Genomic DNA, 26,325 nt, shown 5'->3' on the forward strand with positions numbered 1-26,325 from the left:
TTTCTGTCGGGCCGCGACCGTAGTCTGAGCCGTAACCGAAGCGAAGACGTGCAGGAAGGCGAGCGCTAGCCATGGCAGCAGGCGACACCGTAATCACCATCGTCGGCAACCTCGTCGACGACCCCGAGCTGCGCTTCACCCCCACGGGGCAAGCGGTGGCCCGGTTCCGCATCGCGTCCACTCCGCGCTACATGGACCGCCAGACCAACGAGTGGAAGGACGGCGAGAGCCTCTTCCTCACCTGCAACGTCTGGCGCCAGGCGGCGGAGAACGCCGCCGAGAGCCTGCAGCGCGGGATGCGGGTCATCGTCCAGGGGCGGCTCAAGCAGCGGTCCTACGAGACCAAGGAAGGCGAGAAGCGCACCGTCTACGAGGTCGAGGTCGACGAGGTCGGCCCGTCCCTGCGCAACGCCACCGCCAAGGTCAACCGCACCTCCCGGCAGGGCGGCGGCGGCGGCTTCGGCGGCGGCCCGGCCGACGACCCGTGGGCGTCCGCCAGCCCTGCCCCGCCCCAGGGCGGCGGCTACCAGGGTGGTGGCGGCGGCTTCCAGGGCGGCGGCCAGCAGGGCGGCGGTTCCTCCGGCGGCTTCGGCGGCGGCGGCGACTTCAGCGACGAACCGCCTTTCTAACCCATCCGATCCCAGTCCGAGTCCATTCCCGCTTCTGACGGCGGGGCTCTGAGAGGAGCACCACGATGGCCAAGCCGGCACTGCGCAAGCCCAAGAAGAAGGTTTGCCTGTTCTGCCATGACAAGATCTCCTACGTCGACTACAAGGACACGGCGCTGCTGCGGAAGTTCATCTCCGACCGCGGCAAGATCCGTGCCCGCCGGGTGACGGGCAACTGCACCCAGCACCAGCGCGACGTGGCGACCGCGATCAAGAACGCCCGTGAGGTGGCCCTGCTGCCCTACACGAGCACCGCGCGCTAAGGAGGTCTGTCGACATGAAGCTCATCCTCACCAACGAGGTCTCCGGCCTCGGCGCCCCTGGCGACATCGTCGAGGTCAAGGACGGCTACGGCCGTAACTACCTCATCCCGCGCGGCTACGCCATGCGCTGGACCCGTGGCGCCGAGCGCCAGATCGAGTCCATCAAGAAGGCGCGCGACGCCCGCGAGATCCGCGACCTCGGCACCGCCAAGGAGGTCGCGGGCCGGCTCGGCGCCCTGCGGGTGCGCCTGGCCACCCGCGCCGGGGAGTCCGGCCGCCTGTTCGGCTCGATCACCACGGGCGACATCGCCGAGGCCGTCAAGGCCGCCGGCGGCCCGATCCTCGACCGCCGCCGCATCGAGATCGTCAACCCGATCAAGAGCACCGGCTCCCACAAGGTCACGGTCAAGCTTCACCCCGAGGTCTCGGCGTCCGTGGACGTCGAGGTCGTCGCGGGCTGACACCAGGCCCCGGCCTCACCCGGCCCCCCTCCCGCTCCGGCGGGAGGGGGGCCGGCCTTTTGCCACACCTCCGGCCGTGCCGGGGTCGCGCGGGCGCACCAGGCCGCTTGATGGCTGTACGCGCAGGTGGGGGGCGTAATCCCTACCAAGGCCGCGTAGAATTCTCACGTTCTTCCTCTCGCTTTCCCCCTGGAGGCTCCCCATGGCCCGTCCCTCGATGCTGATCGCGCTGGGTGCGCTGGCGGCGGCGGCGATCGCCTGCGCGCCCGTCGACGACCCGGCGCCGACGGCGGCGGCCGCCCCCACCTCGTCCACGGCGTGCACCAAGGACCAGCTCACGCTCATCAACCCGGGCAAGCTCACCATCGGCACCGACAAGCCGGCCTTCGAGCCCTGGTTCAAGGACGACGACCCGAGCAACGGCCAGGGGTTCGAGAGCGCCGTCGCGTACGCGGTCGCGGGCGAGCTGGGCTTCGACCGTGACGAGGTGCAGTGGGAGTCGGTCAAGTTCGACACCGCGTTCGCCCCGGGCGACAAGCGGTTCGACTTCGACATCAACCAGGTCTCGATCACGCCCGACCGGGCCAAGGCCGTCGACTTCAGCAACGGCTACTACACGGTCAAGCAGTCCGTGGTGACGCTCGGGGAGGGCAAGTTCGCCGGCGCCGCCTCGCTGGCCGAGCTCAAGGACGCCAAGATCGGCGTGCAGGTCGGCACCACCGCGCTGGACGCCGTCAAGAACGTGATCCAGCCCAACGCCGAGCCGAACGTCTACAACGAGCAGATCGACTCCATCAACGCGCTGAAGAACGAGCAGATCGACGCCCTGGTGCTCGACCTGCCGACGGCCTTCTACGTGACGGCGGCGCAGGTCGAGGGCTCCAAGATCGTCGGGCAGTTCGGCTCGACCGGCTCGACCCCGGAGGAGTTCGGGCTGGTCATGGAGAAGGGCAGCGGGCTCAAGTCCTGCGTCGACAAGGCGATCGACGCGCTCAAGGCCAACGGTGACCTGGCCAAGATCGAGCAGCAGTGGCTGAGCGAGGCGGCGGGCGCGCCGGAGCTGAAGTGACCGCCGGCCCGGTCTGGGTCAAGAGCGATCGGCAGCGCGAACGCGAGCGGATCCTCGCGTCGCAGGGCCGCCGCACCACCTCGATCGCGACGGCTTCGACGATCCTGTTCGTCGCCCTGGCCGGCGTGGTGGTCGTCAACTCGCCGGGCTGGCCCCGGGTGCAGGACACGTTCTTCGACCCGGAGATGTTCCTCAGGGCGGTGCCGGCGGTCGCCGAGGGCTTCCTGGTCAACATCAAGATCTTCCTGATAGCCGAGCCGCTGATCCTGGTCGTGGGGCTGGCGGTGGCGCTGATCCGCGGCACCAGGAGCCCCGCTCTCTTCCCGGTCAGGGCACTGGCCACGCTCTACGTGGACACCTTCCGCGGCGTGCCCACGCTGCTGGTCATCCTCATGGTCGGGTTCGGGCTCCCCGCCCTGAAGCTGCAGGGCGTCCCGGCCGACCTGACGACGCTGGGCGTCATCGCCCTGACGCTCTCGTACGGGGCGTACGTCGCGGAGGTGTTCAGGTCGGGCATCGAGTCGATCCATCCCAGCCAGGTGGCGGCGGCGCGCTCGCTGGGGCTCAGCCACGGCAAGACGCTGCGGTTCGTGGTGCTGCCGCAGGCCGCGCGCCGGGTGGTGGTGCCGCTGCTGAACGACTTCATCTCGCTGCAGAAGGACACCGCGCTGGTGTCCACGATCGGCCTGGTGGAGGCGCTCCGGCAGGCGCAGATCATCACGTCGCAGACGTTCAACTACACCCCCTACCTGGTGGCGTCGTTGCTGTTCATCCTGCTGACGATCCCGCTGGCGCGGTACACCGACCACCTGGCGGCGCGGGCGCGAAGGAGGCAGGGCTCGTGAGCGTGCTGACCATCCACAGCCTGTGGAAAAGTTTCGGCGACAACGTCGTGCTGCGCGGCGTCGACCTGGAGGTCGCCCAGCACGAGGTGGTCAGCCTGATCGGCGCGTCCGGCTCGGGCAAGTCGACCCTGCTGCGCTGCGTCAACCTGCTGGAGACGCCCGACGACGGCACCATCCACCTCGACGGCGAGGAGATCACCGACCCGCGGGCCGACGTGGACGCGGTGCGCAAGCGCCTGGGCACCGTCTTCCAGGCGTTCAACCTGTTCCCGCACATGACCGTGATGGACAACATCACCCTGGCGCCGCGCCAGGTCCACCGGGTCGGCCGCGCGCAGGCCGAGCAGGAGGCGCACGACCTGCTGCGGCGGTTCGGGCTGGCGGACAAGGCCGGGGCGTACCCCGACCGGCTCTCCGGAGGCCAGCAGCAACGGGTGGCGATCATCAGGGCCCTGGCCACCAGGCCGCGGGTGATGCTGCTGGACGAGGTCACCTCCGCGCTCGACCCCATGCTGGTCGTCGAGGTGCTCGCCGTCATCAGGGAGCTCAAGGAGTCGGGCATGACGATGATCCTGACGACGCACGAGATGTCCTTCTGCCGCGACATCTCCGACACCGTGTGTTTCCTGGACGGCGGCGTGCTGCTTGAGAAGGGGCCGCCGGAGAAGATCTTCACCGAGCCGGAGCACGACCGCACCCGCGCCTTCCTGCGCAACGTGCTGGATTAGGGCCGCTTCTAACGCCGGTGCCTGCCCCGGCCGGGCGTCGCCACGGCGGCCCGGCCGGGGTCGGCCAGCAGGCTGCGGCGTCTGCCGTACGCGAGATAGACCAGCACCCCGAAGGCCATCCACAGCGCGAACCACGCCCAGGTGATCAACCGCAGGTTCACCATGAGCCAGAACGTGGCCGCCAGCGACAGGATCGGCAGCAGAGGTGAGAACGGCACCCGGAAGCCGCGCTCCAGGCCGGGCATCCGGCGCCGCATCACGATCACGCCCGCCGCCACGAACATGAACGCGAACAGCGTCCCCATGACGACCAGCTCCTGCATGGTGAGCACCGGCACGAACTCGGCCAGCACGATCGCCACCAGGCCGATCACCAGCGTCACCCGCGACGGCGTGTGGTACCTGCGGCTGATCGTCGCGAGCCCGCGCGGGATGAGCCCGTCGCGCGCCATCGAGAACAGCACCCGGGTCTGCCCCACCAGCAGCACCAGGATGACGGTGGTGAGCCCCAGCACCGCGCCGGCGTTGATGACGTGCACCATCCAGCCGGCGCCGACCGCCTGGAACGCGCTCGACAGCGGCGCCTGCACCGAGATGCTCGTGTACGGGACCATCCCCACCATGACGACGGCCACCGCGATGTAGATCACCGTGGCCACGACCAGGCTGCGGATCATGCCCTTCGGCACCACCGTGCGCGGGTTGACCGTCTCCTCGGCGGCGGTCGCCACGATGTCGAACCCGACGTAGGCGAAGGCGATCACCGGCGCGGCGGCGAACACGCCGGCCCAGCCAAACGTCTGGCTCTGACCCGCGAACAGGTCCAGCACGGTCGCCGTCGGCGTGGCGACCGTCTGCGGCTCGGCGTGGAAGTCGCCGAAGTTCGCCACGTCCACGTACACCGCGCCGACCACGATGACCGCGCCGATGGCCAGCAGCTTCGCCGTCACCATCACCCACAGGGCGCGCAGGCCGATCCGCGCGCCGGCCGCCACGACCCCGGTGAGCAGCACCAGGATGACCAGGACGAGGATGTTCTCCACGACCTCGGGCCGCGGCACCCGCACGCCGAAGTCGCCGATGGCGCCCACGGTGATCTGCGCCCACGCCCGCGTGACCACGGCGGCGGCCAGTTGCAGCTCCAGGATCAGCGCCCAGCCGATGACCCACGCCCAGATCTCGCCGAAGATGACGTAGGTGAAGGTGTAGGCGCTGCCGGAGGCCGGCATGGTGGAGGACAGCTCGGCGTAGCAGAGGCAGGCCAGCAGGCAGGCGATGCCCGCGATCATGAAGGACAGGATGACGCCCGGACCGGCCGTCGTCGCCGCCATCCGCCCGGCGATGCTGAAGATCCCGGCGCCGATCATCACGCCGAGCCCGAGCACCACGAGGTCGGCCGTGCGGTACACCGGGGTGAGCGCATGCCGCGCGCCGGTGCGGAGCTCGGTTGCCTCGGCGGGCGGCAGCCGTCTGGTCATACTGGACAAAGTGCCACACCCCACTCATGGGACCCGCCCACCTTGCCTCATCACTCCCGGCACCAGCAAGCACGGAAGTGTCACGGTGCCGGCACATCCGTGATGCTCCGGCCGTGAGGCCGTGAGGCCGGGAGCGGGTCAGGCGCCCACGACGAGCCAGGCGGAGCCGGTGGCCCGCCGGGCCAGGGTGACGAGCCGGGCCACCATCCACACCCCCAGTGCGCACCACAGGGCCACGATGTCCAGCCCGGAGGCGAGCGCGGCGGCGGGCAGGTACGCCAGCGTCGTCCACACCCCCGCCCACGCCAGGTAGCGCTGGTCGCCCGCGCCGATCAGCACGCCGTCGAGCACGAACACCACCCCGCAGATCGGCTGGAACAGCGCCACCGGCCAGAGCACGGCCAGCAACTGCTCGGTCACGAGCGGGTCGGCGTCGAACACGCCCGGCAGCAGCGGCCGCGCCGCCAGCACCAGCAGCGCCAGCACCGCCCCCGACCAGACGCCCCACGCCACCATCCGCCGCGTGGCCGCCCGGGTGGCCGCGACGTCGCCGGCGCCGAGCGCCCGGCCGGTGATGGCCTGCCCCGCGATGGCGATCGCGTCCAGCGCGAACGCGAGCATCGTCCACACCTGGGTGGCGATCGCGTACGCGGCCAGCTCGGCCTGCCCCATCCTGGTGGCGATCATCATGGCGACGAGCAGCACCACGCGCAGGCACACGGTCCTGATCAGCAGCGCGAACCCGGCCGTGCCCGCCTGCCGGATACCCGCGGGATGCGGCCGCAGCGGCACGCCCAGCCGCCGCGCCCCCCGGACCACGACCGCGACGTACACCGCCGCGCCCAGGGTCTGCGCCAGCACCGTGCCCCACGCCGATCCGGCGATGCCCCAGTCCAGGACCAGCACGAACCAGGCGTTCAGCACCGCGTTGAGCGCGAACGAGCCGGCCGCCACCGCCAGCGGCGTCACGGTGTCCTGCAGGCCGCGCAGCACGCCCGTGCCCGCCAGCACGACCAGCATGGCGGGGGTGCCGAGCAGACTGATCCGCAGGTACGTCACGGCCTGCTCCGCCTGCTCGGGAGCGGCCCCGAACAGGTCCACCACCTGGGGCGCGAGCGGCCAGACGACCGCGATCAGCGCCGCGCCGATGGCCAGCGCCAGCCAGATGCCGTCCACCCCGTGGCGCATCGCCCGCTGGTGGTGTCCCGCGCCGGTCTGCCGCGCCACCGACGCGGTCGTGCCGTACGCGAGGAACACGCACAGGTTCACCAGCGTCGTCAGGACCGTCCCCGCGACGCCCAGCGCGCCCACGGCGGTGGTGCCCAGCCCGTGGCCGACGATCGCGTAATCGGCCAGCAGGAAGAGCGGCTCGGCCACCAGTGCCCCGAAAGCGGGCACGGCCAGCCGCAGAATCTCCCTATCTCGGGACGTAATGGGCATTCACCAATTATGCCCCTTACTGGATGTGCGGTGCCAACTTTCTTCCCTCCACAGCCGGTGGACATCGTATCCGCAGGTCAGAGTGATGGTGGATGATGAAGTCGTGGGTTATCCCCAGGCTCGTCCACAGGCCTTTCACACCCTGAGGGGCCTGCGTACACAGCTTGACCACAACGTTGTCCACAGGCCGCGTTGCTGAGAGGGCGTGGGAGCCGCGAAACTGTCACACCGGTCGACTACAAGTGGGGGTGGTGCGACCGCTGCGAGCAGTCGAGGGGGCGCGGTGAGCATTGACGAAGAGATCGGCGGTGCGGGCCCGGGCTTCGAGCGCACCCCGCCCAACAACATCGAGGCCGAGCAGTCGGTGCTGGGCGGCATGCTGCTGTCGAAGGACGCGATCGCCGACGTCATCGAGATCGTGCGCTCCGACGACTTCTACCGGCCCGCCCACCAGATGGTCTTCGACGTCATCACCGACCTCTACGGCCGGGGCGAGCCCGCCGACGCAGTCACGGTCTTCGACGAGCTGCAGAAGCGCGGGGAGATGGCCCGGGTCGGCGGCGCCGCCTACCTCCACACCCTCACGGCCGTCGTCCCCACCGCCGCCAACGCCGGCTTCTACGCCAAGATCGTCCGGGAGCAGGCCGTCCTGCGGCGCCTCATCGAGGCCGGCACCCGCATCGTCTCCTACGGCTACGGCGGCCAGAACGAAGAGGTCGACGACCTCGTCGACCGCGCCCAGGCCGAGATCTACAAGGTCACCGAACGCCGCACGTCCGAGGACTACGCGGCCCTGGCCGACATCATGCCCGGCGCCCTGGACGAGCTGGAGGCCATCGGCAGCCGCGGCGGCCAGATGGTCGGCGTCCCGACCGGCTTCGCCGACCTCGACCAGCTGACCAACGGCCTCCACCCGGGCCAGATGATCGTGGTGGCCGCCCGACCGGCCATCGGCAAGGCCCTCGCCCTCGACACCCCCCTGCCCACCCCCGAGGGCTGGACCACGATGGGCGAGGTGCGGCCCGGCGACGAGCTGATCGGCGCCGACGGCAGGCCGACGCGCGTCGTCGCGGCCACCGAGGTCATGCACGGCCGGCCCTGCTTCGAGGTGGAGTTCAGCGACGGCACGGTGATCGTGGCCGACGCCGATCACCAGTGGCGCACCACGTCGGGAGCCCCCGACCTTCCGACTCGCCGTCCCGCGCGCCGGGCGGGCGAGCCGGGTCCGGCCGTCGTCACCACGAAGGAGCTGGCCGACGCCCTGGGCAGCGCCGCCGACCGGCGGCCCGTTCACGCCATCGCCGTCGCCGCGCCTCTGCAACGGGAGGAGCGGCACCTCCCGCTGCCGCCGTACGCCCTGGGCGTCTGGCTCGGCGACGGCCACCGCGCGAGCGCGCGCCTGACCACCGCCGACACCGGCCTGCTCGCGACCCTGCGAGCCGACGGCGTCCGCGCCGAAAGCCTCAGCCGTCCGACGCTCCACGCGATGCGCTTCGCCGACCGCCGGGGCAGCGTCCAGGGCGTCCTGCGTTCCCTCGGCGTCCTGGGCGACAAGCACATCCCCGCGAGCTACCTGCGCGCGTCCGAGCGGCAGCGCCGCGACCTGCTGGCCGGCCTGCTCGACGCACGCGGGCGGGTCGGCGTCTCGGGCCGGATCGAGCTCGCCGTGACCGGCCGACGCCTGGCCCGCGACGCTCGCGAGCTGATCCTGAGCCTCGGCTATCAGGCGACCTCGCGGCCCGAGCAGGTCGAGGGCCGCGAGGCGTGCGTGATCTCCTTCACCGCGCCCGACCCGGTGTTCCGGCTCGCCGGGAAGGCCGCCGGGAAGGCTGTCGAGCCCGGCCCCGCGACGCCGGTCCGCCACGTCGTGGCCGTGCGTCCCGTCCCGTCGCGGCCGGTGCGCTGCGTGCAGGTCGACAACGCCGACCACCTTTACCTCGCGAGCCGGTCCTGGATCCCCACCCACAACAGCACGCTCGGCCTGGACTTCGCCCGGTCCGCGGCGATCAAGCACGGCATGACGACCGTGATCTTCTCGCTGGAGATGTCGCGCAACGAGATCACCATGCGCCTGCTGTCGGCCGAGGCGCGGGTCGCGCTGCACGCCATGCGCTCGGGCATGATGACCGACGACGACTGGACCCGGCTGGCCCGCCGGATGAGTGAGGTGGCGGAGGCGCCGCTGTTCATCGACGACTCGCCCAACATGTCGATGATGGAGATCCGGGCCAAGTGCCGACGCCTCAAGCAGCGCAACGACCTGCGCTTCGTGGTCATCGACTACCTGCAGCTGATGAGCTCGCCGAAGAAGACGGAGAGCCGCCAGAACGAGGTGTCGGAGATCTCCCGGGCCATCAAGCTGCTGGCCAAGGAGCTGGAGGTCCCGGTGATCGCCATCTCCCAGCTCAACCGAGGCCCCGAACAGCGTACGGACAAACGCCCTCAGGTGAGCGACCTACGCGAATCAGGATCCATCGAACAAGATGCTGACATGGTGATCCTGTTGCACCGGGAGGACGCCTACGAGCGGGAGTCGCCGCGGGCGGGCGAGGCCGACCTGATCGTGGCCAAGCACCGTAACGGCCCCACGGCGACCGTGACCGTCGCGTTCCAGGGCCACTACAGCCGCTTCGTCGACATGGCGCAGCACTAGGCGCCCCGGCCGGGAAGCGTCCGCACCTAGAGCAGGACGAAGGAGAAGCCGGTCTTCGTCCTGCGGTTCAAGAGCCGACGGCGTCGTCGGCGACCGATGCGCGGGGAAGGTGTCAGGTCTAAAGAGCAGGCGGCGTCATGCGCGCGATGTCCTCACCTGGGGGGTGTCGTGGCCGGTGCACAGCGGGACGCTCAGGTCCGCCGGCACGCGGTGTAGGGGAGCGTACCGGCTCCGGCCGGGCGCGCGCCTCCGGATTATCCGCCGGGACGACCCACCCGGCCTGCGTGCGGACGCGACGGCGACCGCGATCAGGGCGTTTCATGGCCCGCCGAGCCTGGGCGGGGGCGGGTGGAGCTCCGGGCAGTCGCGGGGGTCGACGCTCTGCCCGGCGCCGGCGACGGTGACCCGGACGGGGCGTTCCCGCGCGGCGGCGGCCGTGCAGACGATCTGCTCGACGGCCAGGGTGGACAGGTCGCCGGCCGGAGCGGACGGGGTCACCACCACGTGCCCGGCCGGCTCGGCGGACACCGAGAGCGGGCCGGCCTTACGGGGGATGTCGGTGGTGAGTCCGCGCGCCCGCTCGTCGGCGGTGGGTCCGGCCGCCAGCAGCGCGAGCGTCTGCGCCAGGGGCAGTCGGCGGCCCGGCCGCGTCACCGCGCTGAGCCGGCCGTTCCTCACCAGGAAGAGAGTGATCGCCGTGGTGGACGCGACGGGTCCGCTCGGCGGGTCCCCGGCGGGGATGACGTCGCTGGGCCGTACGCCGCAGCCGGTCACGGCGACGAGCGACACGAGCCCTGCGGCGAGCACCCGGCGGGCGCGTCCGGCCCTCACCCGGGGCCTCCGTCCGGATCGTGGGCCCGGCGTGGCAGACGCAGCGTGAACACGGCGCCGCCGCCCGGGGCGTTGGTTACGGTGAGGTCGCCTCGGTGCAGGCGCGCGTTCTCCCGTGCGATGGCCAGGCCGAGGCCGCTGCCCTCGGACCTGGCCCTGGCCGTGTCGGCCTTGTAGAACCGGTCGAACACCTGCGGCAGCACCGCTTCGCCCAGCCCTGGCCCGTGGTCGCGGACCTCCAGGGTGATCCGGTGCCGGTCGGCGCGTAGCCGTACCGACACCGGTGGCTCGCCGTGCCGCAGGGCGTTGCCGACGAGGTTCGCCAGGATGACGTCCACCCGGCGCGGGTCGAGCCGTGCCGTCACCGAGGGGGGAAGCTCGGTGCGCACCGTCTCCGACCAGCCCCGGGCACGCAGGGTCGCGCGCACCAGCTCGGCCACGTCGACCTCGTTCAGCGCGAGGGCCGCGACGCCGGAGTCGAACCTGCTGATCTCGATGAGATCGTTGACCAGTCCGGTGAGGTTGAGCGTCTCCTGGCTGACCAGCCTGGCGGCCCTGCCCGCGGGCTCGGGCAGCCGCGCCGCCTCCTCCTCCAGGACGTCGGCGACCGCGGCGAGCGCGGCCAGCGGGGTGCGCAGCTCATGGGACACGTCGGCCACGAACCGGCGGGCGTCGGCCTCCATCTCGCGGAGCTGCCTGACGTGCCGTTCCAGCTCGGCGGCGGTGGTGTTGAACGTGCGCGCCACCTCTGCCAGCTCGTCGGAACCGCGAACCGCGACCCTGGTCCGCATCTCGCCCGCACCCAGCAGGCGCGCCGCCCGCCCGAGCTCGCGCACCGGGAGCAGCACGCCACGGGTGGCCAGCAACGCCAGAACGACCGCGAACGCCAGGGACGCCCCACCCGTGAGCCAGGCCGACGAGGCGAGCTCGTCGATGCTGTGCTGTTCGGGAAGCAGGCTGCGCGCGGCGTAGACCTCAATGCCGGACACCTTCGTCCGGTCCGGCTCGACGATCAGCAACGGGGTGCCGATGATCAGGAACGGCTCGCCGTGCCACACCACGCGTTGCCAGGCGATGCCGCCGCCCGCCACGACCCGCCGCATATCCGCCGAGATCACCCCGAGATCCAGGATCGGCGGATTACCGCCCGGTCTCCGGCAGCCCAGCGGGACGGCCGGCGAGCGCGCCTCACGGTAGACGGCGACCGCAGAGCCACATCGGTCGGTCACGGCCGCGGCGATCACGGCGAGCTCGTCCGGGCCCGGCGCCGGATCCCGCAACGGGAAGAGCGTCTCCAGACGGTCCTTCATCGCCTGCACCGCGGCATCCTGGGCCCGCTGCAGGATGGCGTTGCGGGCCAGGACGTAGCTCCCGCCGGACACCGCCGCCGCGGTGACCACACACAGCAGGGCGAAGGCGGACAACAACCGGACACGCAGCCCCAGGCTCGGCGCCACCGGCGGCTCACACCGGCCCGAACCGGTACCCGAACCCCCGCACCGTCTGCACGTAGACGGGCGCCGCCGAGTCGTCCTCGATCTTCGCGCGCAACCGCTGCACGCACGCGTCCACCAGCCGCGAGTCGCCGAAGTACCCGTGCTCCCACACCGACTCCAGCAACTGCTGGCGGCTGTGCACCCGGCCCGGCGTGCCGGACAGTTCGAGCAGCAGGCGTAACTCGGTCGGGGCCAGGCTGACCGGCACGTCGCGCCTGGTGACCACCAGCCCGGCCCGGTCGATGGTCAGGTCCCCGTGCCGCTCCAGCTCCGCCTGGTCCCGGCCGATCCGCCGGAGCACCGCGCGGATGCGTGCTTCCAGCACCCTGGGCTGCACCGGCTTGACCACGTAGTCGTCGGCGCCCGCCTCCAACCCGGCGACCACGTCCAGGTCGTCGCCGCGCGCGGTCAGCATGATGATCGGTAACTCCCCGGAGGCCCGGATCCTGCGGCAGACCTCGAACCCGTCCATGCCCGGCAACATCAGATCCAGGATGACGACGTCGGGGAGGTCCGTACGCAGCCGGTCGAGCCCCTGCTCGCCGGACTCCACCGCGCGCACCCAGTGCCCGTGGCGGGTCAGGGCCAGTTCGAGACCCTCCCGTACGGCAGGGTCATCCTCGATCAACAACACTCGCGACACGCCGCCGAGTTTCACAGGAGGCTCCGTAGATCGCCCGCCGGTCGACCTCGTCCACTGTCGTCCGGTCATGTCCCCGCATCGTCAGCGCCGGGTCATGGTTGTGTCACGGTCACGGACGGCAGCGGTCGCCGTCGACGGACCATGACACGCGGCTGACAACGCGCGCACACGCGACGCCAATCGTAGGCGTCATGGACGAACCACGCACTCTCCCGCCTCGGCGCCGAGACCGGCTGTACACCGCGGTCACGTGGCTGCTCGCCGTGCTCCTGCTGCCCGCGGCGCTGGTCCGCCATCCGGGCCGCGCCCGCGAACTGGCCTGCGGCTGGGCCTTGGGGCTGCGATTCCCCGCCGAGAACCTCACCGGTCTCACCGACGGCGCCAGGGCGGCGTTCACCGCGGCGCGCACCGAGGCGCTCTGGCGTCACGGCCGGCTCATCGGCCTCACCTCGGGCTACCGCGATCCCCTCGTCCAGCAGCGGATGTTCGACGAGGAGGTGCGCCGCTCCGGCTCCCCGGCCCTGGCCCGGATGCTCGTGTTACCACCGGCGGAATCCAGCCACGTCAGGGGCATCGCGCTGGACGTACGCCCGCACGAGGGCGCACGCTGGCTCGAGGAGCACGGCGCCCGCTACGACCTCTACCGCATGTACGACAACGAGTGGTGGCACTTCGAGTACCGCCCGGACAGCGGCGGCGCGCCGCCGCGACGCCCCCACCCAGGTGTGGGCCGCGTCCTGTAGCCCGGCTACCGCGTACGTGAGCGTTCGATCGCGACGGCGACCAGCGTGGCCGCGGCCGCGCAGCCGAGCGCGAGGCTCCAGCCGACGGGCCCTACCGGGCGGCAGCCGAAGACGCGGCTGAGGCCGGGGACGGAGACGGCCAGGCCCAGGCGGCGCAGGCCGCCACGGCGGTGGTGGTGGCGCGCAGGTGGATGTCGCGCGCGCGGCGACGTACCGGCCCGCTGAGGCGGCGGAGTCGACCAGCAGCGGCATGGTGCCCGGCGAGCACGGCGGCGGCGATCCCGGTGGTGTCGAAGACGGCGTTCGTGGCGGGTCGGCCGATCGGCGTGGTCCCGGTCGCAGCCGACGAAGACGCAGCCGAGCGTCCCGTTGACCTCGGCCCGCCGCACGCCCTGGGCGAGCAGCCGGTCCTCCAGCGCGCGGGCGCGGTCCCGCGTGCCGGGGCCGCCCAGGTGGCGCAGTTCGATCCGGACGCCGCCGGGGCACGGCCGGACCCGGCGGGAGCGGGAGACGAGGCCGCGCACGGGTTCCGGCAGGATGTCGAGCAAGGTGTCGACGGAGAACAGGCCGAACACCGCCTCACGCCCCCTGCCGCGTTCAGTTGGTGCGGCTAGCTCGCCGGGCGCGCTCGACGGCGTCCTTCTGCCGCTGCATGGTGTTCCTGACGGTGGTGGCCTTACGCTTCGCCGCCGCGGCGGCCGCCGCCTTGGTCGCCGCCTTGGTCGCCGTCTCCTGCTTGCGCACGGGTTCCTTCGCGGCGTGCTTGCCGGGCGCGTCCCCGTTGTGGCCGTTGCCCCGGGCGCGCTGGGCGATGACGGTGCCCACGCTGATGGCCGCCGCCACGGGCCATTCGACCACGCCGAAGACCGTGAGCGCGCCGAGCGCCCCGTAGTAGGCGACGCGCTCGGGCTGCGGCAGGAACGACTTGGCGATGTCGACCGCGTGGCCCATCTCCTGCTTGCTGATGTGCGGCAGGGGGACGTGCGGCATCCGCATCTCGGGCCGGTGCAGCTGGATGGAGACCAGGGGCAGGTCCAGCGTGACCTTCTTCGGCTCTGTGGACGTGTCGGCCATGGCTTCTCCTCGATCGCGCGAATCCCCGGGTCCTCGTGATTGATTTCCGGCGCCCCCGTCCCTGAATCCGGACAGGTGTTATTTGACCTTTTTGCCGCTCCTCTACCGACCGGGGCCGTCGTGCGCGCCGGAAGTGTCACGGAACCCGGCCCTCGCGCGTCCTTCCGGCATGACTCGACGCATCGTCAACGGCATCGTGTTCGTGGCGGGCCTGGTGTTCCTGGTCGCCGGCGTGTGGGCGTTCGCCCTGCCCCGGCACTTCTACGACACGATCGCCCCCTATCCGCCGTTCAACCTGCACCTGTTCCACGACGCGGGCGCGTTCCAGCTCGGACTCGCGGCGGCCCTGCTGGCCGCGCTGGTCTGGCGCGACGCGCTCTTCGTCGCCCTGCTGGGCGGCTCGGTGGGTACGGTCGTGCACGCCATCTCGCACATCCTGGACCGCGACCTCGGCGGCAACCCGAGCGACCCGTACACGCTGAGCGTGCTGGCGCTGGTCGTGGTGGCCGGCGCGGTGCTGCGGTGGCGGTCGGCGCGGGAGGCGCGGCCGGACTAGCGGCAGGCGGTGGGGACGCAGATCCGGGTGTCGATGCGCCTGGCTCCCGGCCCTTCGGTGCCGAGCCGGTCGTGGGGGTTGGCCAGCGCGCAGCGGTCGAGCGAGAGGCAGCCGCAGCCGATGCAGTCGGTGAGGTCGTCGCGGAGCCGCTGCAGCTGCTCGATGCGGTCGTCGAGCTCGCCGCGCCAGGCGGCCGAGAGCCGGGCCCAGTCGTCGCGGGTCGGGGTGCGGTTCTCGGGCAGCTCGGCCAGGGCGTCCTTGATGGTCTTGAGCGGGATGCCGAGGCGCTGGGACAGCCGGATGAACGCCACCCTGCGCAGCGTGTCGCGGCTGTAGCGGCGCTGGTTGCCGGCCGTGCGCCGGCTGGCGATCAGGCCCTTGGACTCGTAGAAGTGCAGGGCCGACACGGCGACGCCGCTGCGCTCGGCGAGCTGCCCGACGCTCAGTTCGCGGGAGTTCCAGGCCACGTTGGTCACAACCTGGATTTTACTTGAGGATGACCGGCCGGAAATGGGTCACCAGGTGCCCGCCGTCGAACAGGTGCAGCGCGAACGCGGGCGGCAGGTCGTACGCCAGCGGGACCCAGTCGGCGGTCTCCCTGCTCGTCAGGGCCGTCGAGACGACCCCCGGGGCGACGACGAGCGGCAGCCCGGCGAACCTGGTCTGGGCTGAGGTGTGCGCGTGACCGGTCAGCACCGCCACCACGTGCGGGTGGCGGGCCAGCAGTCCGGCGAGCCGCTCCGGCTCGCGCAGGCCGATCTCGTCGACGTACGGGATGCCGAGCGGGACGGGCGGGTGGTGCAGGCCCACGAAGGCCGGCACCTCCGGCCGCTCGGCGAGCACCGCGTCGAGCCAGGCCAGCGTCTGGTCGGCGAGGAACCCGTACGCCTGGCCGGGCACGCTGGAGTCGGCCAGTGCGAGCGTCACCTCGTCGAGCCTGAGCACCTGGTTGGCGGGCCCGATCCGCTTGTCGAACTCGGGCACCGAGTCGTGGTTGCCCGGGCAGACGATCAGCGGGGTGGTGACGCGCATCAGCGCGGCCGCGGTGTCGTACTCCTCCGGGAGGGCGTGGTCGGCGATGTCGCCGGTGACCAGGATCGCGTCGAGGCCGAGGGAGTCGAGGTGGCGCAGGACCGCGGCGGCCCGGTCGGCGCTGACCGGGGAGCCGCCGATGTGGATGTCACTGATCTGCGCGAAGGCCACCATGGTCACAAACTACTCCCACTTGAACAGGCGCACGGCGAGTCCCGTGAAAAGGACCAGGCCGACGAGCATGACGGCCAGGTGGGGCAGCTGCGGCCAGTCGCCGGCCCAGGTGTCGCGCATCGCGTTGACGAACGGGCCGACCACGGAGTAGTCGCTGATCGTGCGCAGGGTGTCCGGCATGATCTCGCGCGGGATCCACATGCCGGCCACGAACAGCAGCGGGAACATCGCCACCGAGCCGATGCCGGGCGCGGACTTGCTGTTGGGCGCGACGGCGGCGATCACCAGGCCGAGCGCCAGCATCGCGGCGGCGCCGAGCAGGAACACCAGCAGGAACCCGAAGAGCTGCTCGGGGATGTGCGAGCCGAGCACCAGCCGACCGGCGACGATCACCACGATGGCGCTGACCAGAGCCATGACCAGGTTGAGCAGGAGCTGCGCGCCGAGCAGCCGGCCCGGGTGCATCGGCGTGGTCGACATCCGGCGCAGCACGCCCTGCTCCCGGTAGGTGGCCATCGCGCTGGGGAGCACGGTGAAAGCGGTCGTCAGCAGCGCGAGCAGGATCATCTGGGCAGGCAGCTGGGCGTCGACGAACCGCTGCCCGCCCAGGTTCGGGTCGGGCTTCTGCAGGTCGGGGATCTGCCCCAGGATCAGCAGCAGCCCGAGGGGGAGCGCGAGTGTCAGCCCGGCGGCGATCCAGTCGCGCCCGAGCAGCTTGGTCTCCACGAGCAGGATCTTGTTCATGCCAGCTTCCTTCCGGTGAGTGCGAGGAACGCGTCGTCCAGCGTGGCCTGCTCGATCCGCAGGTCGTTGGGGACGATGCCCTGTTCGGCGAGCGCGAGGGTGACGGCCGGGGCCAGGTTGCCGATGCCGGTGACGACCACCTGGTCGCCCGTGCGGACGACCTCCTTGACCTCCGGCAGGGACGTCAGCACGGAGTCGGCCACGGGCGCGGACGGCCTGAACCGCACCTTCTGCTCGCCGCCGACCCGGGCCACGAGCCCGGAGGGCGAGTCGACGGCGGCGACCCGGCCGGAGTCGATGAGCGCGACGCGGTCGCAGAGCCGCTCGGCCTCCTCCATGAAGTGGGTGACGAGCACGATCGTCACGCCGGAGTCGCGCACCCGCTCGACCAGTTCCCACGTGTCGCGGCGGGCCTGCGGGTCGAGCCCGGTGGTCAGCTCGTCCAGCACGGCGATGCGCGGCCTGCCGACGAGCGCGAGCGCGACGGAGAGCCGCTGGCGCTGGCCGCCGGAGAGCTTGCCGAACATGGTGTCGCGCTTGGCGGTCAGGCCGACCCGCTCTATCAGGTCCCGCCAGTCGGCGGGTTCGGCGTAGAAGGACGCGTACAGGTCGAGCGCCTCCCACACCTTGATCTTCTCGGGCAGCGCGGCGCTCTGCAGCTGGACGCCCAGCACCCGGCGGAGCGCGTTCCGGTCCGCCACGGGGTCGATGCCGGCCACCCGGAGGGTGCCGCCGTCGGGGACGCGCAGGCCCGACACGCATTCGACGGTGGTGGTCTTGCCCGCGCCGTTCGGTCCGAGGATGCCGAAGACCTCGCCGGCCCGTACCTCGAACGACACGTCGTCCACCGCCACGTGGTCCTTGTAGCGCTTGTGGAGGTTCTTGACCTCGATGACGTTCATGGTGACGACGCTAGGGACGCCGCTTCTGCGCCGGAATCGTGCTGGTTGCCGGGCTAGGGTGTACTTAGATGCAATGTGCGGACACGGGCGCATCCCGCACACTAGAGGCATGGTGCGGAAGTTCGGTCACGTCCTGTGGTTGCTCATGCTGGTGGTCGTCGAGCTGCTGACGGTCGTGTCCACGTTCCTGGCCGTGATCCTCACCTTCGGCCTGGGCATGGTGTTCCTGCTCCCGCCGCAGGTGCGGATGATCAGATGGGTGGCGGGGGCGACGCGGGACCTGGTGAGGACCTCCGCCGGGATCGTCATCGAGCCCCCGTACCTGCCGAAGCCGCCGCCCCCGCAGCCGCAGTCAGACGGTCTCTACCGGTCGCACCGCACGCTCTACAAGACGCCCCGGATGCCCGCCTGGAACGACCGCTGGAACTGGCTGATCACCGACCCGGCGACCTGGCGCGACGCGCTGTGGCTGCTGCTCGACCCGTTCATCAAGCTGATGCTGCTGCCGCTGCTGGTCCTGCTTCCCGGGCGCGGGCTGCGCCTGTACGGGCTCTGGTGCGAGCTGCTGCTCGCCGCGACCACGTCCAGCCGCCTGGCCGGTCAGGTCAACCGCCTCAACCGGGTACGCAACCTCGCCGTGGACACGCAGGCCGCCGAGATGCGCAGGATCGAGCGTGACCTGCACGACGGCACGCAGGCCCGGCTGGTGGCGCTCGGGATGACGATCGGCGCCGCCGAGCAGCTCATGGAGTCCGACCCGAGGGCGGCCAGGGCGCTGATGGCCAAGGCCAGGGAGGCGTCCGCGGAGACGCTGACCGAGCTGCGCCAGGTGATCCGCGGCATTCACCCGCCGGTGCTGGCCGAGCGCGGGCTCGGCGACGCGGTGCGGGCGCTGGCCATCGACAGTCCGCTGCGGGTGTCGGTCGAGGTGGACCTGCCGCACCGGCCGGAGGCGCCGGTGGAGGCGGCCGCGTACTTCGCGGTCAGCGAGCTGCTGGCCAACGCCGCCCGGCACGGCGGGGCGGAGTCGGTCGAGATCGACATCAGCGGCAACGGCCCGAACCTGCGCATCACCGTCACCGACGACGGGTGGGGCGGCGCCGATCCGGCCAAGGGCAGCGGCCTGTCCGGGATCGAGCGCCGCCTGGCGGCCTTCGACGGCGTGATGGCGGTCCACAGCCCGCCGGGCGGGCCGACGACGGTGACCATAGAGCTGCCGAAGGTGCTGCCCCAGCACTGGGCCGGTGACCTGCCCAAGCTGCCGCGCTGGAAGATGGTCATGGTGGTGTCCCTGTGGTCGACGGCCTGGTGCCCGCTGTTCCCGCAGGGCATCGTGGCCGCGATCTTCAACGCGATCGACTTCGAGCACAGGAGCTGGTTCCTCGCGCTGTATCTGCCGGAGCCGTGGCGGTGGCCGACGATCGCTTTCATGATCCTGCTCGGCACGGCCATGTTCGTGGCAGCGGTGGCGATCCCGGCCCACCACAAGGAGGGGCCACGGGCGGCCCGGCCCCACGCGGGAGACATGGGGTTCTGCGCATGAACCGGGTGCTCGTCGCGGAGGACCTCTACCTGCTCAGGGACGGGCTGGTACGCCTGCTCCAGGCGCACGGATTCGACGTGGTCGGCGCCGTCGAGAGCGGCCCGGAGCTGCTCAAGGGCCTGCTGGAGCTGCGTCCCGACGTGTCGGTGGTGGACGTGCGGCTGCCGCCGACCTTCACCGACGAGGGGCTGCAGGCGGCGCTGCAGGCGCGCCAGAAGGTGCCGGGCCTGCCGATCCTGGTGCTGTCGCAGCACGTCGAGCAGCTCTACGCGCGCGAGCTGCTGGCCGACGGCTCCGGCGGCATCGGCTACCTGCTCAAGGACCGGGTGTTCAACGCCGAGCAGTTCGTCGACGCCGTGCGCCGGGTGGCGGCGGGCGGCACCGCGATGGACCCGGAGGTCATCTCCAAGCTGCTGGCCAGCAACGCCAAGAACGAGCCGCTGGCCGCGCTCACCCCGCGCGAGCGTGAGGTGCTGGAGCAGATGGCGGAGGGCCGCTCCAACGCCGCCATCTCCCAGCGTCTCTACCTGAGCGAGAGCGCCGTGGCCAAGCACACGGCCGGCATCTTCGGCAAGCTGGGCCTGGCGCCGTCCGACGACGACAACCGCAGGGTGCTGGCGGTCCTCGCCTACCTGAACAGCCGCTGACGGGAGGCTTTGTCGGTGCTCTCGGATACCTTCTAAAGGCATGCCGAGAAGAAAGGGTCGATCAGGTGAAGATCCGGGTTAACCGTGATGTTCTGGCCGACGCCGTCGCCTGGGCCGCCAGGGTCCTGCCCAGCCGTCCTGTGACCCCCGTGCTGTCCGGCCTGCTGCTGGAGGCCGGTGACGGGCTGAGCCTGTCCGCGTTCGACTACGACGTCTCGGCCAGGGCCGACGTCGACGCCGACGTGGCCGAGGCCGGCCGCGTGCTGATCCCCGGCCGGCTGCTCGCCGAGATCAGCCGGAGCCTGCCCGAAGAGGACGTGGAGATCGTCACCGAGGGCCAGGAAGCGGTTCTGACCTGCGGCACCGCCGAGTTCGGCCTGATCACCATGCCGGTGGAGGACTTTCCCACGATGCCCACGATGCCGCCGGCCATCGGCGCCATCGGCGGTGGCGTGTTCGCCTCGGCCGTGGGCCAGGTCGCGCCCGCGGCCAGCCGCGACGACACGCTTCCCATGCTCACCGGCATCCGTGTCGACGTGGAGGGCGAGTCGGTGACGATGGCCGCCACCGACCGCTACCGCATCGCCGCCCGCGAGTTCGGCTGGCGGCCGGCCGCCCCCGACACGGCGGTCTCCGCCATGGTGCCCGCCCGGGTGCTGGTGGAGGTGGCCCGGTCGCTGCGCGGCGGCGAGGTGCGGGTCGCGCTCGGCGACGGGGTCGCCGGGTTCGAGAGCGTGGGCCGCAGCACCACCGTGCGCCTGCTCGACGAGCAGTTCATCGACTACCGCGGCCGGCTGACCTCCCAGTGGTCGATCAGGGCCGACGTCCGCGTGGCGCCGTTCGTGGCGGCGGTCAAGCGGGTGGCGCTGGTGGCCGAGCGCAACACCGCGATCCGGCTGTCGTTCAGTCAGGGCCAGGTGCTCATCCAGGCGGGCGGCGGCGACATCGGCCGCGGCGCCGAGGTGATGGACTGCGAGCTGCGCGGCGACGACATCCAGATCGCCTTCCAGTCGCAGTTCCTCCTCGACGGGCTCACCGGCGTCGAGACGGAGCTGGTCGGCATCCACATGGAGTCGCCGACCCGGCCGGCCCTCATCCAGGACGTGCCTGGTGACGCCGACCCGGCCTTCCGCTATCTGGTGATGTCACTGCGCCTGACCTGACTGGCGCGCGGCGACGAGGCGGAAGACCCGCTTGAAGACCGCGTAGTCGGCCTCGCCCGCGGCTTCGGCGTGCCGCCGCTCGATGGCGGCCATGACCGTGTCCGAGCGTGCCAGCAGGTCCAGCCCTTCGTCGGTCGGCACGATCAGCTTGGCCCGCCGGTCGCCGGGGTCGGGGCGCCGGGCCACGTACCCGAGCTCGGCCAGCTCGTCCACCAGGGCGCCGATCACCTGCTTGTGCTGACCCGACCGGGCGGCGAGCTCGGTGGCCCGGGTGCCCTCCTCGTCGAGGTACGCGAGCACCGCGCCATGCCGTGGCCGCAGCCTCGGATGGCCCTGCTCGGCCAGGGTCGCGAACAGCTCCTTCTGCAGGCTGAGGAGGGTCCGCGCGCTCAGCATGCCCAGGTCGGGCTCGCGCTGCTTCCTGTCACCCCGCCGCACGAGACCCCCACTGGTCAGCGATCCTCACCATCACCGTACAAGGGCCGGGACGCCGGGCGAGCTCCCCTGCGTCAGTCCTCGGTGAGCGCGATGAGGATGTGCTCCATGCAGGCATGCCCCGCCCGCTCGGCGGCGGAGGCGTCGCCGGCGGCGATGGCGCGGGCGATCGCGTCGTGCGGGATGTAGGTCTTGTTGAGCGACGTGCCGGCCGCGGTGATGCTGGCCCGCAGCGCCGCGGAGAAGTCCTCGTACAGGTCGATGAGCACCCGGTTGTGCGTGGCGTAGGCGACGGCCATGTGGAAGGCCAGGTCGGTCTCCACGAACCGGGTCGGGTCGTCCTGCTCCCAGGCGCGGTCGCGCTCGGCGAGCGCCGCCTCGATGCGCGTGATGTCCTCGTCGGTGCGCCGGGTGGCCGCCAGCCTGGCGGCCTCCACCTCCAGCGCCCGCCGGACCTCGAAGATCTCCAGCTGCTCGGCCTGGCGCAGCCGCCGGAGCATCGCCCCGGACAGCTCGCTGGTCGCGCGGACGTAGGTGCCGTCGCCCTGGCGGCACTCCAGCAGTCCGGCATGAGTCAGCGCGCGTACGGCCTCGCGAACGGTGTTGCGTCCCACGCCGAGCTGCTCCGCGAGCACCGTCTCGGTCGGGATCTTGCCGTTCATCTGCCATGACCCGGTGATGATCTGCTCCTTGAGCTGGTCGATCACCTGGTCGACGAGCGAAGCCCGCTGCGCCGTACGCAGACTCACAGTCCGCCTCCTCTGGGGAAACCAATCATCCTATGAGTCAATGACTGGTGGAACCCCAGTGTATTCCAGACTCGGGGAGCCCGAGCCTGGAACCCCCCGACGTCAGCGGGTGACGTTCACGTCGACCGGCAGACCCGCCAGCATCGAGCGAACCCCGGCCGCTTCCAGGGCCTTACGATACGCGGCGGTCTGCTGGGCCGGATCGCCGGCCTGACCGTAAAGGTCGCCCAGTTCGCGCCAGCACCGCGCGACGGCCCGGTCGGCGCCGTACGGCTGGCGGCCGACGCCGTCGAGGACGATGCGAGCCGCGCTGAGGTGTCCGGCCGGATCGGCCTGGCGCGACATGGCGAGCGTGGCGCGCACGAGGTGCGCCTCCGCGGCCGCCGCGCCTCCGGCGACCAGCCCGAGCGCTTCACCGGCGAGCTGGTCGGCCCGCTCCGGCTCGGCGCGCAGCACGACCCGGGCCAGCACGATCAGGGCCTCGCCGTGCTCGGTTGCGCGGTCCGCCGCCGCGAACGCGCGCACGGCCGCCTCCGCGAACCGCCGCGCCTCCTCCGCCGGCGTCGCCTCGAGCCGGGCCCAGCGCATGGCGGCGCGGGCCAGCTGGAGACCGATCCGCTGGTCGCGGCCCGCGTTGATGGCGTCGTCGGCCAGGCGCACCGCCAGCGCGGAGTCCTCGCCCGCGGCGGCCGTGCCGCTCGCCTTCCACAGGGCGTCGACCTCTCCGGAACGGTCCATAATCTCGCCCGGGCCGGCGATGTCGAGCACCTTCTTGACGTAGGCGAGCTCGGGGGAGCCGCCTTCGCGGTCGGCGTGGGCCTCCACCAGCGCGCAGGCCAGGTCGGCGGCCAGCTCGCCCTGCTCGATCGACATCCGCTCGGCCTGCTCCAGGGCCTTCGACGCCAGGTCGCGGGCCCGCAGCCGGTCGCCGGCCCGGTGGTAGCAGCGGCTCAGCGCGATGGTGATCGGCAGATCGGCCAGCCGCTCCGGATGGGCGGCGGCCTCCCTGCGGAGCCGCTCGAAGGCCTCGACCGCCTGCCCGAGCCTGCCCTGGGCCTCCAGCGCCCGGGCCCTGCCGAAGCGGGCCTGCGCCGTGAGCATGGCGTTCTCCTCGTCGGCGACCTTGACGATCTCGGTGTATCGGTCGGCCGCTATGGCGGGGTCGCCGTGCTGCAACTCCAGCTCGGCATGGCGCAGGCCGAGCTCGGTGTCGATGCGCTGGCGTGGCTCTATGCCGTGCAGAAGGAACTCGGTGGTGCAGCCGAGCCTCTCGGCGAGGAGTCTGGCGACGACGGGAGTCGGCGTGCGCTTACCCGACTCAATGAGTGAGACGTAACTGTCCGACAGGTCGGGTCCGGCCAGCTGGGCCTGAGACATCCGCCTGTTCAGCCGCAGTCCTCGGACGCGGTCACCGATGGTTCCCTGACTCGGCATCTCATCTCTCAAGGCGGGGAAGGGTCAACACTCCGCAATGATTGCATGAAGTAGCCGAATGGGGTATACCCGGCCCAAGAATTCTCTACGTGGAGATTAATCGTCCCCGTCGTCCTTGCCGGGGAAAAGCATCGAGCAGACCTCCAGGTACAGAGTCTCCGGGTACGGAATGTACTTCACCGTGGAGAGGGCCTGGTCCTGGCCCGCGGACTCCAGGATGAACTCCCCATAGCCCAGCATGCGCCCCAGCAGTGATCGCTGGAAGCTCATGTCGGTGACCTTTCCCAGCGGCATCATCGCGACCTTGCGCGTGATCAGTCCGGTTGTCAGGAGCATCCGTTTGGATGTGACGACGAAGTAGTCAACAGACCACTCGGCCACCTTCCAGACGAAACGGATCAACAGCAGCAGCCACAGCCACCAGACGACGACCAGGGCGGTGCCGCCCCCGCCCTCGCCGCTGAAGAACCGGCTCAGGAGCCCGGCGACGACCAGGCCGCCGAAGACCTCGGCCACGGGACGGAGCAGCACGGCGGGGTGGCGCCGCACCATGATGACCTGTTGCTCTTGGGGGAGGAGGTAGCGGTTGACCGACGACGGGGCGGAGTCCCCGTGGGTCACAAGTCTCATGCGAGATGGTTCACGAATTGGGCCAGCGAATCGGCCGCGGTGAACATCGTGTCGAACGCCCCCCTGACCGCGTCGGCCGCGTCAGCGGGCCTCGCGAACAGGTAGTACGCGACAAAACCGATGCCGCCGTATGTGAGGACCTTTTTGACCTGCACTGTCGCCTCCGTACCGACTTACCCACTCCACCCGCCGTATACAGTACCCATCCCCAAGCCGGGGTAAAGGTGTCCTCGGCAAGCTAGTTCCGATCTTGCTCAGCCACGGTCGCTGGCCACGAGGGCCAGGACGTGGAGATGCTTGCGGGCGATCCGCTCGACCAGGTTGGGGTGGGCGTAGCCCGTGACCTCCAGCGCGCCGTAGTGCGCCGCCTCGACGCAGCGCGTCACGGTGGCCGCGGAGTGGACGCCGGCGAACTCCTCGCGCAGCGCCGCCTCGACCTCCGCGTACGGGCTCGGCTCCGGCTCGGTGTGATCGTTCACGAGCACACCCCGGAGGTCGGACAAACGCTCATGGTGATCCCCCACACCCAGTGTCTTCGTCACGCCTCATACCCATGCAATCACAGTATGTAACGAAGTGGCCACCTGAGGTGGGGAAACGCGCAGGTCGGAAGGGGGATGTCAGACGACGCCGTAGAGCCGGTCGCCCGCGTCGCCGAGCCCCGGCACGATGTAGCCGCTCTCGTTGAGCCGCTCGTCGAGCGCCGCGGTGACCACGCGGATGGGGTGGCCGGAGTCGGCGAACGTCTTGTCCATGTACGCCAGGCCCTCGGGGGCGGCCAGCAGGCAGATCGCCGTCACGTCCTCCGCGCCCCGGTCGAACAGGAACTTGATCGCCGCCGCGAGCGTGCCGCCCGTGGCCAGCATCGGGTCCACCACGTAGCACTGCCGGCCCGACAGGTCGTCGGGGAGCCGGGTGGCGTACGTCTCCGCCTGGAGGGTCTCCTCGTCGCGGATCATGCCGAGGAACCCGACCTCGGCGGTGGGCAGCAGCCGGGTCATGCCGTCGAGCATGCCCAGGCCGGCCCGCAGGATCGGGACCACCAGCGGGTACGGCTTGGCCATCCGCAGGCCCCGCGCGGGCGAGACCGGGGTCTCCACCGTCACCTCGACGACGCGGACGTCCCTGGTGGCCTCGTACGCCAGCAACGTCACCAACTCGTCCGCGAGCATACGGAAGGTGGGGGAGTCGGTGCGGACATCCCGCAGCGCGGTGAGCTTGTGCGCCACGAGCGGATGGTCGACGACGAGGGTTTCCATAACGGACAACGCTATCTTGTGTGCTACGTACCAGCACATCGTGGCCCCGGTTTTGATCACAATTTGGTCGGAGCCGCACACGGCGGGCAGCCTGTTCTGGAACGATTGGAAAACTGGCGAGACTCTGGGATCAGGGTCGGGTGGGGGATCGCGATGACAGACGAAGAGGCGCTCGATTTCGCCATCGTGGTCTATCGGGAGGACGACCGCTGGGACGCCGAGCTGCTCCCCGTGGCGCTCACGTCGGACCTGCAAGGACTGGTCAAGGCGCTTCGCCAGCAGCCGAGCGAGAGCGGCACGATTGGTCTCGTGGCCGTGGGGGATGAGTTCTTCGTGGCGCTGCGGGTCCTGGGTGAGCGGGTCGATGTCTTCCTGTCCGACATCGCCGCCTCGTGGGACTTCCCGCTGGCCGAGCAGGTGCTCGACTACCTCGACGTGCCGGTGCCCGACGAGCAGGAGCTCGACGAGATCCTCCAGGACGAGGACACCGCGCTGCCCGCGGGCGATCTGTCGATCTTCGCGGACCTGGGCCTCGACGAGATGGAGCTCGGCATCCTCTCCGGTGACGTCGACCTGCTGCCGGACGAGGTCCTGTCCAGCATCGCGTCGCGGCTCGGGTTCTCGGAGCCGTTCGAGCGCGCCATCGAATCGGTCTTCGACTGACC

31 protein-coding genes are annotated in these 26,325 nt (G+C 71.1%); 13 read left to right on the top strand and 18 right to left on the bottom strand.

Translation table 11 applies throughout. The features are described from left to right. The first annotated feature begins 71 nt into the window (after positions 1–71). The 6 genes from ACQEUU_RS03270 to ACQEUU_RS03295 all read left to right on the top strand — a co-directional run bounded on the left by ACQEUU_RS03270 (position 72) and on the right by ACQEUU_RS03295 (position 4,034). Positions 72–629: a single-stranded DNA-binding protein gene (locus ACQEUU_RS03270; RefSeq protein WP_433060052.1), complete on the top strand. Its 558-nt coding sequence runs from the start codon at positions 72–74 to the stop codon at positions 627–629. Positions 630–694: 65 nt separating this feature from the next. Next, complete coding sequence (gene rpsR, locus ACQEUU_RS03275; protein ID WP_020543048.1) at positions 695–931, top strand: 30S ribosomal protein S18; 237 nt, start codon at positions 695–697, stop codon at positions 929–931. Positions 932–945: 14 nt separating this feature from the next. Beyond that, positions 946–1,392 (top strand): 50S ribosomal protein L9, encoded by a 447-nt coding sequence (rplI, locus tag ACQEUU_RS03280; RefSeq protein ID WP_433060055.1) that lies wholly within the window; start codon positions 946–948, stop codon positions 1,390–1,392. Positions 1,393–1,594: 202 nt separating this feature from the next. After that, positions 1,595–2,461, top strand: a complete 867-nt coding sequence (locus tag ACQEUU_RS03285; protein ID WP_433060058.1) for an ABC transporter substrate-binding protein — start codon at positions 1,595–1,597, stop codon at positions 2,459–2,461. Beyond that, the gene (locus ACQEUU_RS03290; RefSeq protein ID WP_433060061.1) at positions 2,458–3,306 is read left to right on the top strand and encodes an amino acid ABC transporter permease; all 849 of its coding nucleotides are present in this window, start codon (positions 2,458–2,460) and stop codon (positions 3,304–3,306) included. Before ACQEUU_RS03285 ends, ACQEUU_RS03290 begins: the two co-directional genes overlap by 4 nt. Further along, the gene (locus tag ACQEUU_RS03295; RefSeq protein ID WP_433060064.1) at positions 3,303–4,034 is read left to right on the top strand and encodes an amino acid ABC transporter ATP-binding protein; all 732 of its coding nucleotides are present in this window, start codon (positions 3,303–3,305) and stop codon (positions 4,032–4,034) included. Before ACQEUU_RS03290 ends, ACQEUU_RS03295 begins: the two co-directional genes overlap by 4 nt. Positions 4,035–4,042: 8 nt before the next feature. Here the strand turns inward: ACQEUU_RS03295 and ACQEUU_RS03300 are convergent, their stop codons facing one another. Continuing rightward, entirely contained in the window at positions 4,043–5,512 is a 1,470-nt protein-coding gene (locus ACQEUU_RS03300) for an APC family permease (protein ID WP_433060067.1), read from the bottom strand. 138 nt (positions 5,513–5,650) lie between these two features. Further along, on the bottom strand, positions 5,651–6,952 hold the full coding sequence (locus ACQEUU_RS03305; RefSeq protein WP_433060069.1) for an MATE family efflux transporter: 1,302 nt from the start codon (positions 6,950–6,952) through the stop codon (positions 5,651–5,653). A gap of 283 nt (positions 6,953–7,235) precedes the next feature. Here ACQEUU_RS03305 and dnaB point away from each other — a divergent pair, with 283 nt between their 5' ends. Then, entirely contained in the window at positions 7,236–9,605 is a 2,370-nt protein-coding gene (dnaB, locus tag ACQEUU_RS03310) for a replicative DNA helicase (RefSeq protein ID WP_433060072.1), read from the top strand. A gap of 318 nt (positions 9,606–9,923) precedes the next feature. Here dnaB and ACQEUU_RS03315 read toward each other — a convergent pair whose 3' ends face one another. From ACQEUU_RS03315 to ACQEUU_RS03325, 3 genes are read right to left on the bottom strand one after another with little or no spacing between them, the layout of a single operon-like run. Continuing rightward, complete coding sequence (locus ACQEUU_RS03315; protein ID WP_433060075.1) at positions 9,924–10,436, bottom strand: GerMN domain-containing protein; 513 nt, start codon at positions 10,434–10,436, stop codon at positions 9,924–9,926. Further along, positions 10,433–11,893: an ATP-binding protein gene (locus ACQEUU_RS03320; protein WP_433060078.1), complete on the bottom strand. Its 1,461-nt coding sequence runs from the start codon at positions 11,891–11,893 to the stop codon at positions 10,433–10,435. The genes ACQEUU_RS03315 and ACQEUU_RS03320 overlap by 4 nt, the downstream gene beginning before the upstream one ends. A gap of 7 nt (positions 11,894–11,900) precedes the next feature. Continuing rightward, positions 11,901–12,575 carry a response regulator gene (locus ACQEUU_RS03325; protein WP_433060081.1) on the bottom strand — a complete coding sequence of 225 codons (675 nt, stop codon included), beginning with the start codon at positions 12,573–12,575 and terminating at the stop codon, positions 11,901–11,903. A 191-nt stretch (positions 12,576–12,766) separates the two neighbouring features. Between ACQEUU_RS03325 and vanY-N the strand changes: the two genes are divergently transcribed. After that, positions 12,767–13,318, top strand: coding sequence for a D,D-peptidase/D,D-carboxypeptidase VanY-N (vanY-N, locus tag ACQEUU_RS03330; protein ID WP_433060084.1), 552 nt, complete (start codon positions 12,767–12,769; stop codon positions 13,316–13,318). Positions 13,319–13,323: 5 nt separating this feature from the next. On the opposite strand, the gene ACQEUU_RS03335 is transcribed toward vanY-N, so the two are convergent. Together ACQEUU_RS03335 and ACQEUU_RS03340 are read right to left on the bottom strand one after the other, a co-directional pair. Beyond that, a complete protein-coding gene (locus tag ACQEUU_RS03335) occupies positions 13,324–13,893 on the bottom strand; it encodes a hypothetical protein (protein WP_433060087.1) in 570 nt (189 codons plus the stop codon). Between the two features lie 22 nt (positions 13,894–13,915). Then, entirely contained in the window at positions 13,916–14,392 is a 477-nt protein-coding gene (locus tag ACQEUU_RS03340; RefSeq protein WP_433060090.1) for a hypothetical protein, read from the bottom strand. Between the two features lie 169 nt (positions 14,393–14,561). On the opposite strand from ACQEUU_RS03340, the gene ACQEUU_RS03345 reads away from it, so the two are divergent. After that, positions 14,562–14,948 carry a hypothetical protein gene (locus ACQEUU_RS03345; protein WP_433060093.1) on the top strand — a complete coding sequence of 129 codons (387 nt, stop codon included), beginning with the start codon at positions 14,562–14,564 and terminating at the stop codon, positions 14,946–14,948. Here the strand turns inward: ACQEUU_RS03345 and soxR are convergent. From soxR to ACQEUU_RS03365, 4 genes are read right to left on the bottom strand one after another with little or no spacing between them, the layout of a single operon-like run. After that, entirely contained in the window at positions 14,945–15,424 is a 480-nt protein-coding gene (gene soxR / locus ACQEUU_RS03350; RefSeq protein ID WP_433060095.1) for a redox-sensitive transcriptional activator SoxR, read from the bottom strand. The two genes, ACQEUU_RS03345 and soxR, sit on opposite strands and share 4 nt — an antisense overlap. Positions 15,425–15,434: 10 nt before the next feature. Beyond that, complete coding sequence (locus tag ACQEUU_RS03355) at positions 15,435–16,154, bottom strand: metallophosphoesterase (protein WP_433071728.1); 720 nt, start codon at positions 16,152–16,154, stop codon at positions 15,435–15,437. 9 nt (positions 16,155–16,163) lie between these two features. After that, a complete protein-coding gene (locus tag ACQEUU_RS03360; RefSeq protein WP_433060098.1) occupies positions 16,164–16,898 on the bottom strand; it encodes an ABC transporter permease in 735 nt (244 codons plus the stop codon). Continuing rightward, positions 16,895–17,800, bottom strand: coding sequence for an ABC transporter ATP-binding protein (locus tag ACQEUU_RS03365; RefSeq protein ID WP_433060101.1), 906 nt, complete (start codon positions 17,798–17,800; stop codon positions 16,895–16,897). Before ACQEUU_RS03365 ends, ACQEUU_RS03360 begins: the two co-directional genes overlap by 4 nt. A 109-nt stretch (positions 17,801–17,909) precedes the next feature. Here ACQEUU_RS03365 and ACQEUU_RS03370 point away from each other — a divergent pair, with 109 nt between their 5' ends. The 3 genes from ACQEUU_RS03370 (at position 17,910) to dnaN (ending at position 21,153) form a co-directional block, all read left to right on the top strand. Further along, positions 17,910–19,343: a sensor histidine kinase gene (locus ACQEUU_RS03370; RefSeq protein WP_433060104.1), complete on the top strand. Its 1,434-nt coding sequence runs from the start codon at positions 17,910–17,912 to the stop codon at positions 19,341–19,343. Beyond that, the gene (locus ACQEUU_RS03375; protein ID WP_433060107.1) at positions 19,340–19,990 is read left to right on the top strand and encodes a response regulator; all 651 of its coding nucleotides are present in this window, start codon (positions 19,340–19,342) and stop codon (positions 19,988–19,990) included. Before ACQEUU_RS03370 ends, ACQEUU_RS03375 begins: the two co-directional genes overlap by 4 nt. 65 nt (positions 19,991–20,055) lie before the next feature. Continuing rightward, positions 20,056–21,153, top strand: coding sequence for a DNA polymerase III subunit beta (gene dnaN / locus ACQEUU_RS03380; protein WP_433060110.1), 1,098 nt, complete (start codon positions 20,056–20,058; stop codon positions 21,151–21,153). Here the strand turns inward: dnaN and ACQEUU_RS03385 are convergent. From ACQEUU_RS03385 to upp, 7 genes are all read right to left on the bottom strand, one after another. After that, on the bottom strand, positions 21,136–21,591 hold the full coding sequence (locus ACQEUU_RS03385; protein WP_433060113.1) for a MarR family winged helix-turn-helix transcriptional regulator: 456 nt from the start codon (positions 21,589–21,591) through the stop codon (positions 21,136–21,138). The two genes, dnaN and ACQEUU_RS03385, sit on opposite strands and share 18 nt — an antisense overlap. A 71-nt stretch (positions 21,592–21,662) precedes the next feature. Continuing rightward, on the bottom strand, positions 21,663–22,337 hold the full coding sequence (locus ACQEUU_RS03390; RefSeq protein ID WP_433060116.1) for a FadR/GntR family transcriptional regulator: 675 nt from the start codon (positions 22,335–22,337) through the stop codon (positions 21,663–21,665). Positions 22,338–22,439: 102 nt separating this feature from the next. Further along, positions 22,440–23,771 carry a helix-turn-helix domain-containing protein gene (locus ACQEUU_RS03395; RefSeq protein WP_433060119.1) on the bottom strand — a complete coding sequence of 444 codons (1,332 nt, stop codon included), beginning with the start codon at positions 23,769–23,771 and terminating at the stop codon, positions 22,440–22,442. 96 nt (positions 23,772–23,867) lie between these two features. Continuing rightward, a complete protein-coding gene (locus tag ACQEUU_RS03400) occupies positions 23,868–24,401 on the bottom strand; it encodes a PH domain-containing protein (RefSeq protein WP_270154165.1) in 534 nt (177 codons plus the stop codon). After that, positions 24,398–24,556, bottom strand: a complete 159-nt coding sequence (locus ACQEUU_RS03405; RefSeq protein ID WP_270154167.1) for a hypothetical protein — start codon at positions 24,554–24,556, stop codon at positions 24,398–24,400. The genes ACQEUU_RS03400 and ACQEUU_RS03405 overlap by 4 nt, the downstream gene beginning before the upstream one ends. A 99-nt stretch (positions 24,557–24,655) precedes the next feature. Further along, on the bottom strand, positions 24,656–24,880 hold the full coding sequence (locus ACQEUU_RS03410; RefSeq protein ID WP_433060123.1) for a hypothetical protein: 225 nt from the start codon (positions 24,878–24,880) through the stop codon (positions 24,656–24,658). A gap of 141 nt (positions 24,881–25,021) precedes the next feature. Beyond that, positions 25,022–25,660, bottom strand: a complete 639-nt coding sequence (upp, locus tag ACQEUU_RS03415) for a uracil phosphoribosyltransferase (RefSeq protein ID WP_433060126.1) — start codon at positions 25,658–25,660, stop codon at positions 25,022–25,024. A 153-nt stretch (positions 25,661–25,813) separates the two neighbouring features. Between upp and ACQEUU_RS03420 the strand changes: the two genes are divergently transcribed. Continuing rightward, positions 25,814–26,323, top strand: coding sequence for a tRNA adenosine deaminase-associated protein (locus tag ACQEUU_RS03420; protein WP_433060129.1), 510 nt, complete (start codon positions 25,814–25,816; stop codon positions 26,321–26,323). Positions 26,324–26,325: the final 2 nt, after the last annotated feature.

Source organism: Nonomuraea sp. CA-218870, assembly GCF_050936535.1.
Classification (GTDB): domain Bacteria; phylum Actinomycetota; class Actinomycetes; order Streptosporangiales; family Streptosporangiaceae; genus Nonomuraea; species Nonomuraea corallina.

Coding starts and splice junctions, on each gene's coding strand:
- ACQEUU_RS03305 (WP_433060069.1), bottom strand. CDS start 6,952: ATGCCCATTACGTCCCGAGATAGGGAGATTCTGCGGCTGGCCGTGCCC.
- rplI (WP_433060055.1), top strand. CDS start 946: ATGAAGCTCATCCTCACCAACGAGGTCTCCGGCCTCGGCGCCCCTGGC.
- vanY-N (WP_433060084.1), top strand. CDS start 12,767: ATGGACGAACCACGCACTCTCCCGCCTCGGCGCCGAGACCGGCTGTAC.
- ACQEUU_RS03420 (WP_433060129.1), top strand. CDS start 25,814: ATGACAGACGAAGAGGCGCTCGATTTCGCCATCGTGGTCTATCGGGAG.
- ACQEUU_RS03355 (WP_433071728.1), bottom strand. CDS start 16,154: ATGGTGGCCTTCGCGCAGATCAGTGACATCCACATCGGCGGCTCCCCG.
- rpsR (WP_020543048.1), top strand. CDS start 695: ATGGCCAAGCCGGCACTGCGCAAGCCCAAGAAGAAGGTTTGCCTGTTC.
- ACQEUU_RS03375 (WP_433060107.1), top strand. CDS start 19,340: ATGAACCGGGTGCTCGTCGCGGAGGACCTCTACCTGCTCAGGGACGGG.
- upp (WP_433060126.1), bottom strand. CDS start 25,660: ATGGAAACCCTCGTCGTCGACCATCCGCTCGTGGCGCACAAGCTCACC.
- ACQEUU_RS03300 (WP_433060067.1), bottom strand. CDS start 5,512: ATGACCAGACGGCTGCCGCCCGCCGAGGCAACCGAGCTCCGCACCGGC.
- ACQEUU_RS03285 (WP_433060058.1), top strand. CDS start 1,595: ATGGCCCGTCCCTCGATGCTGATCGCGCTGGGTGCGCTGGCGGCGGCG.
- ACQEUU_RS03395 (WP_433060119.1), bottom strand. CDS start 23,771: ATGCCGAGTCAGGGAACCATCGGTGACCGCGTCCGAGGACTGCGGCTG.
- ACQEUU_RS03345 (WP_433060093.1), top strand. CDS start 14,562: ATGACTCGACGCATCGTCAACGGCATCGTGTTCGTGGCGGGCCTGGTG.
- ACQEUU_RS03365 (WP_433060101.1), bottom strand. CDS start 17,800: ATGAACGTCATCGAGGTCAAGAACCTCCACAAGCGCTACAAGGACCAC.
- ACQEUU_RS03400 (WP_270154165.1), bottom strand. CDS start 24,401: ATGAGACTTGTGACCCACGGGGACTCCGCCCCGTCGTCGGTCAACCGC.
- ACQEUU_RS03270 (WP_433060052.1), top strand. CDS start 72: ATGGCAGCAGGCGACACCGTAATCACCATCGTCGGCAACCTCGTCGAC.
- ACQEUU_RS03360 (WP_433060098.1), bottom strand. CDS start 16,898: ATGAACAAGATCCTGCTCGTGGAGACCAAGCTGCTCGGGCGCGACTGG.
- ACQEUU_RS03370 (WP_433060104.1), top strand. CDS start 17,910: ATGGTGCGGAAGTTCGGTCACGTCCTGTGGTTGCTCATGCTGGTGGTC.
- ACQEUU_RS03340 (WP_433060090.1), bottom strand. CDS start 14,392: ATGGCCGACACGTCCACAGAGCCGAAGAAGGTCACGCTGGACCTGCCC.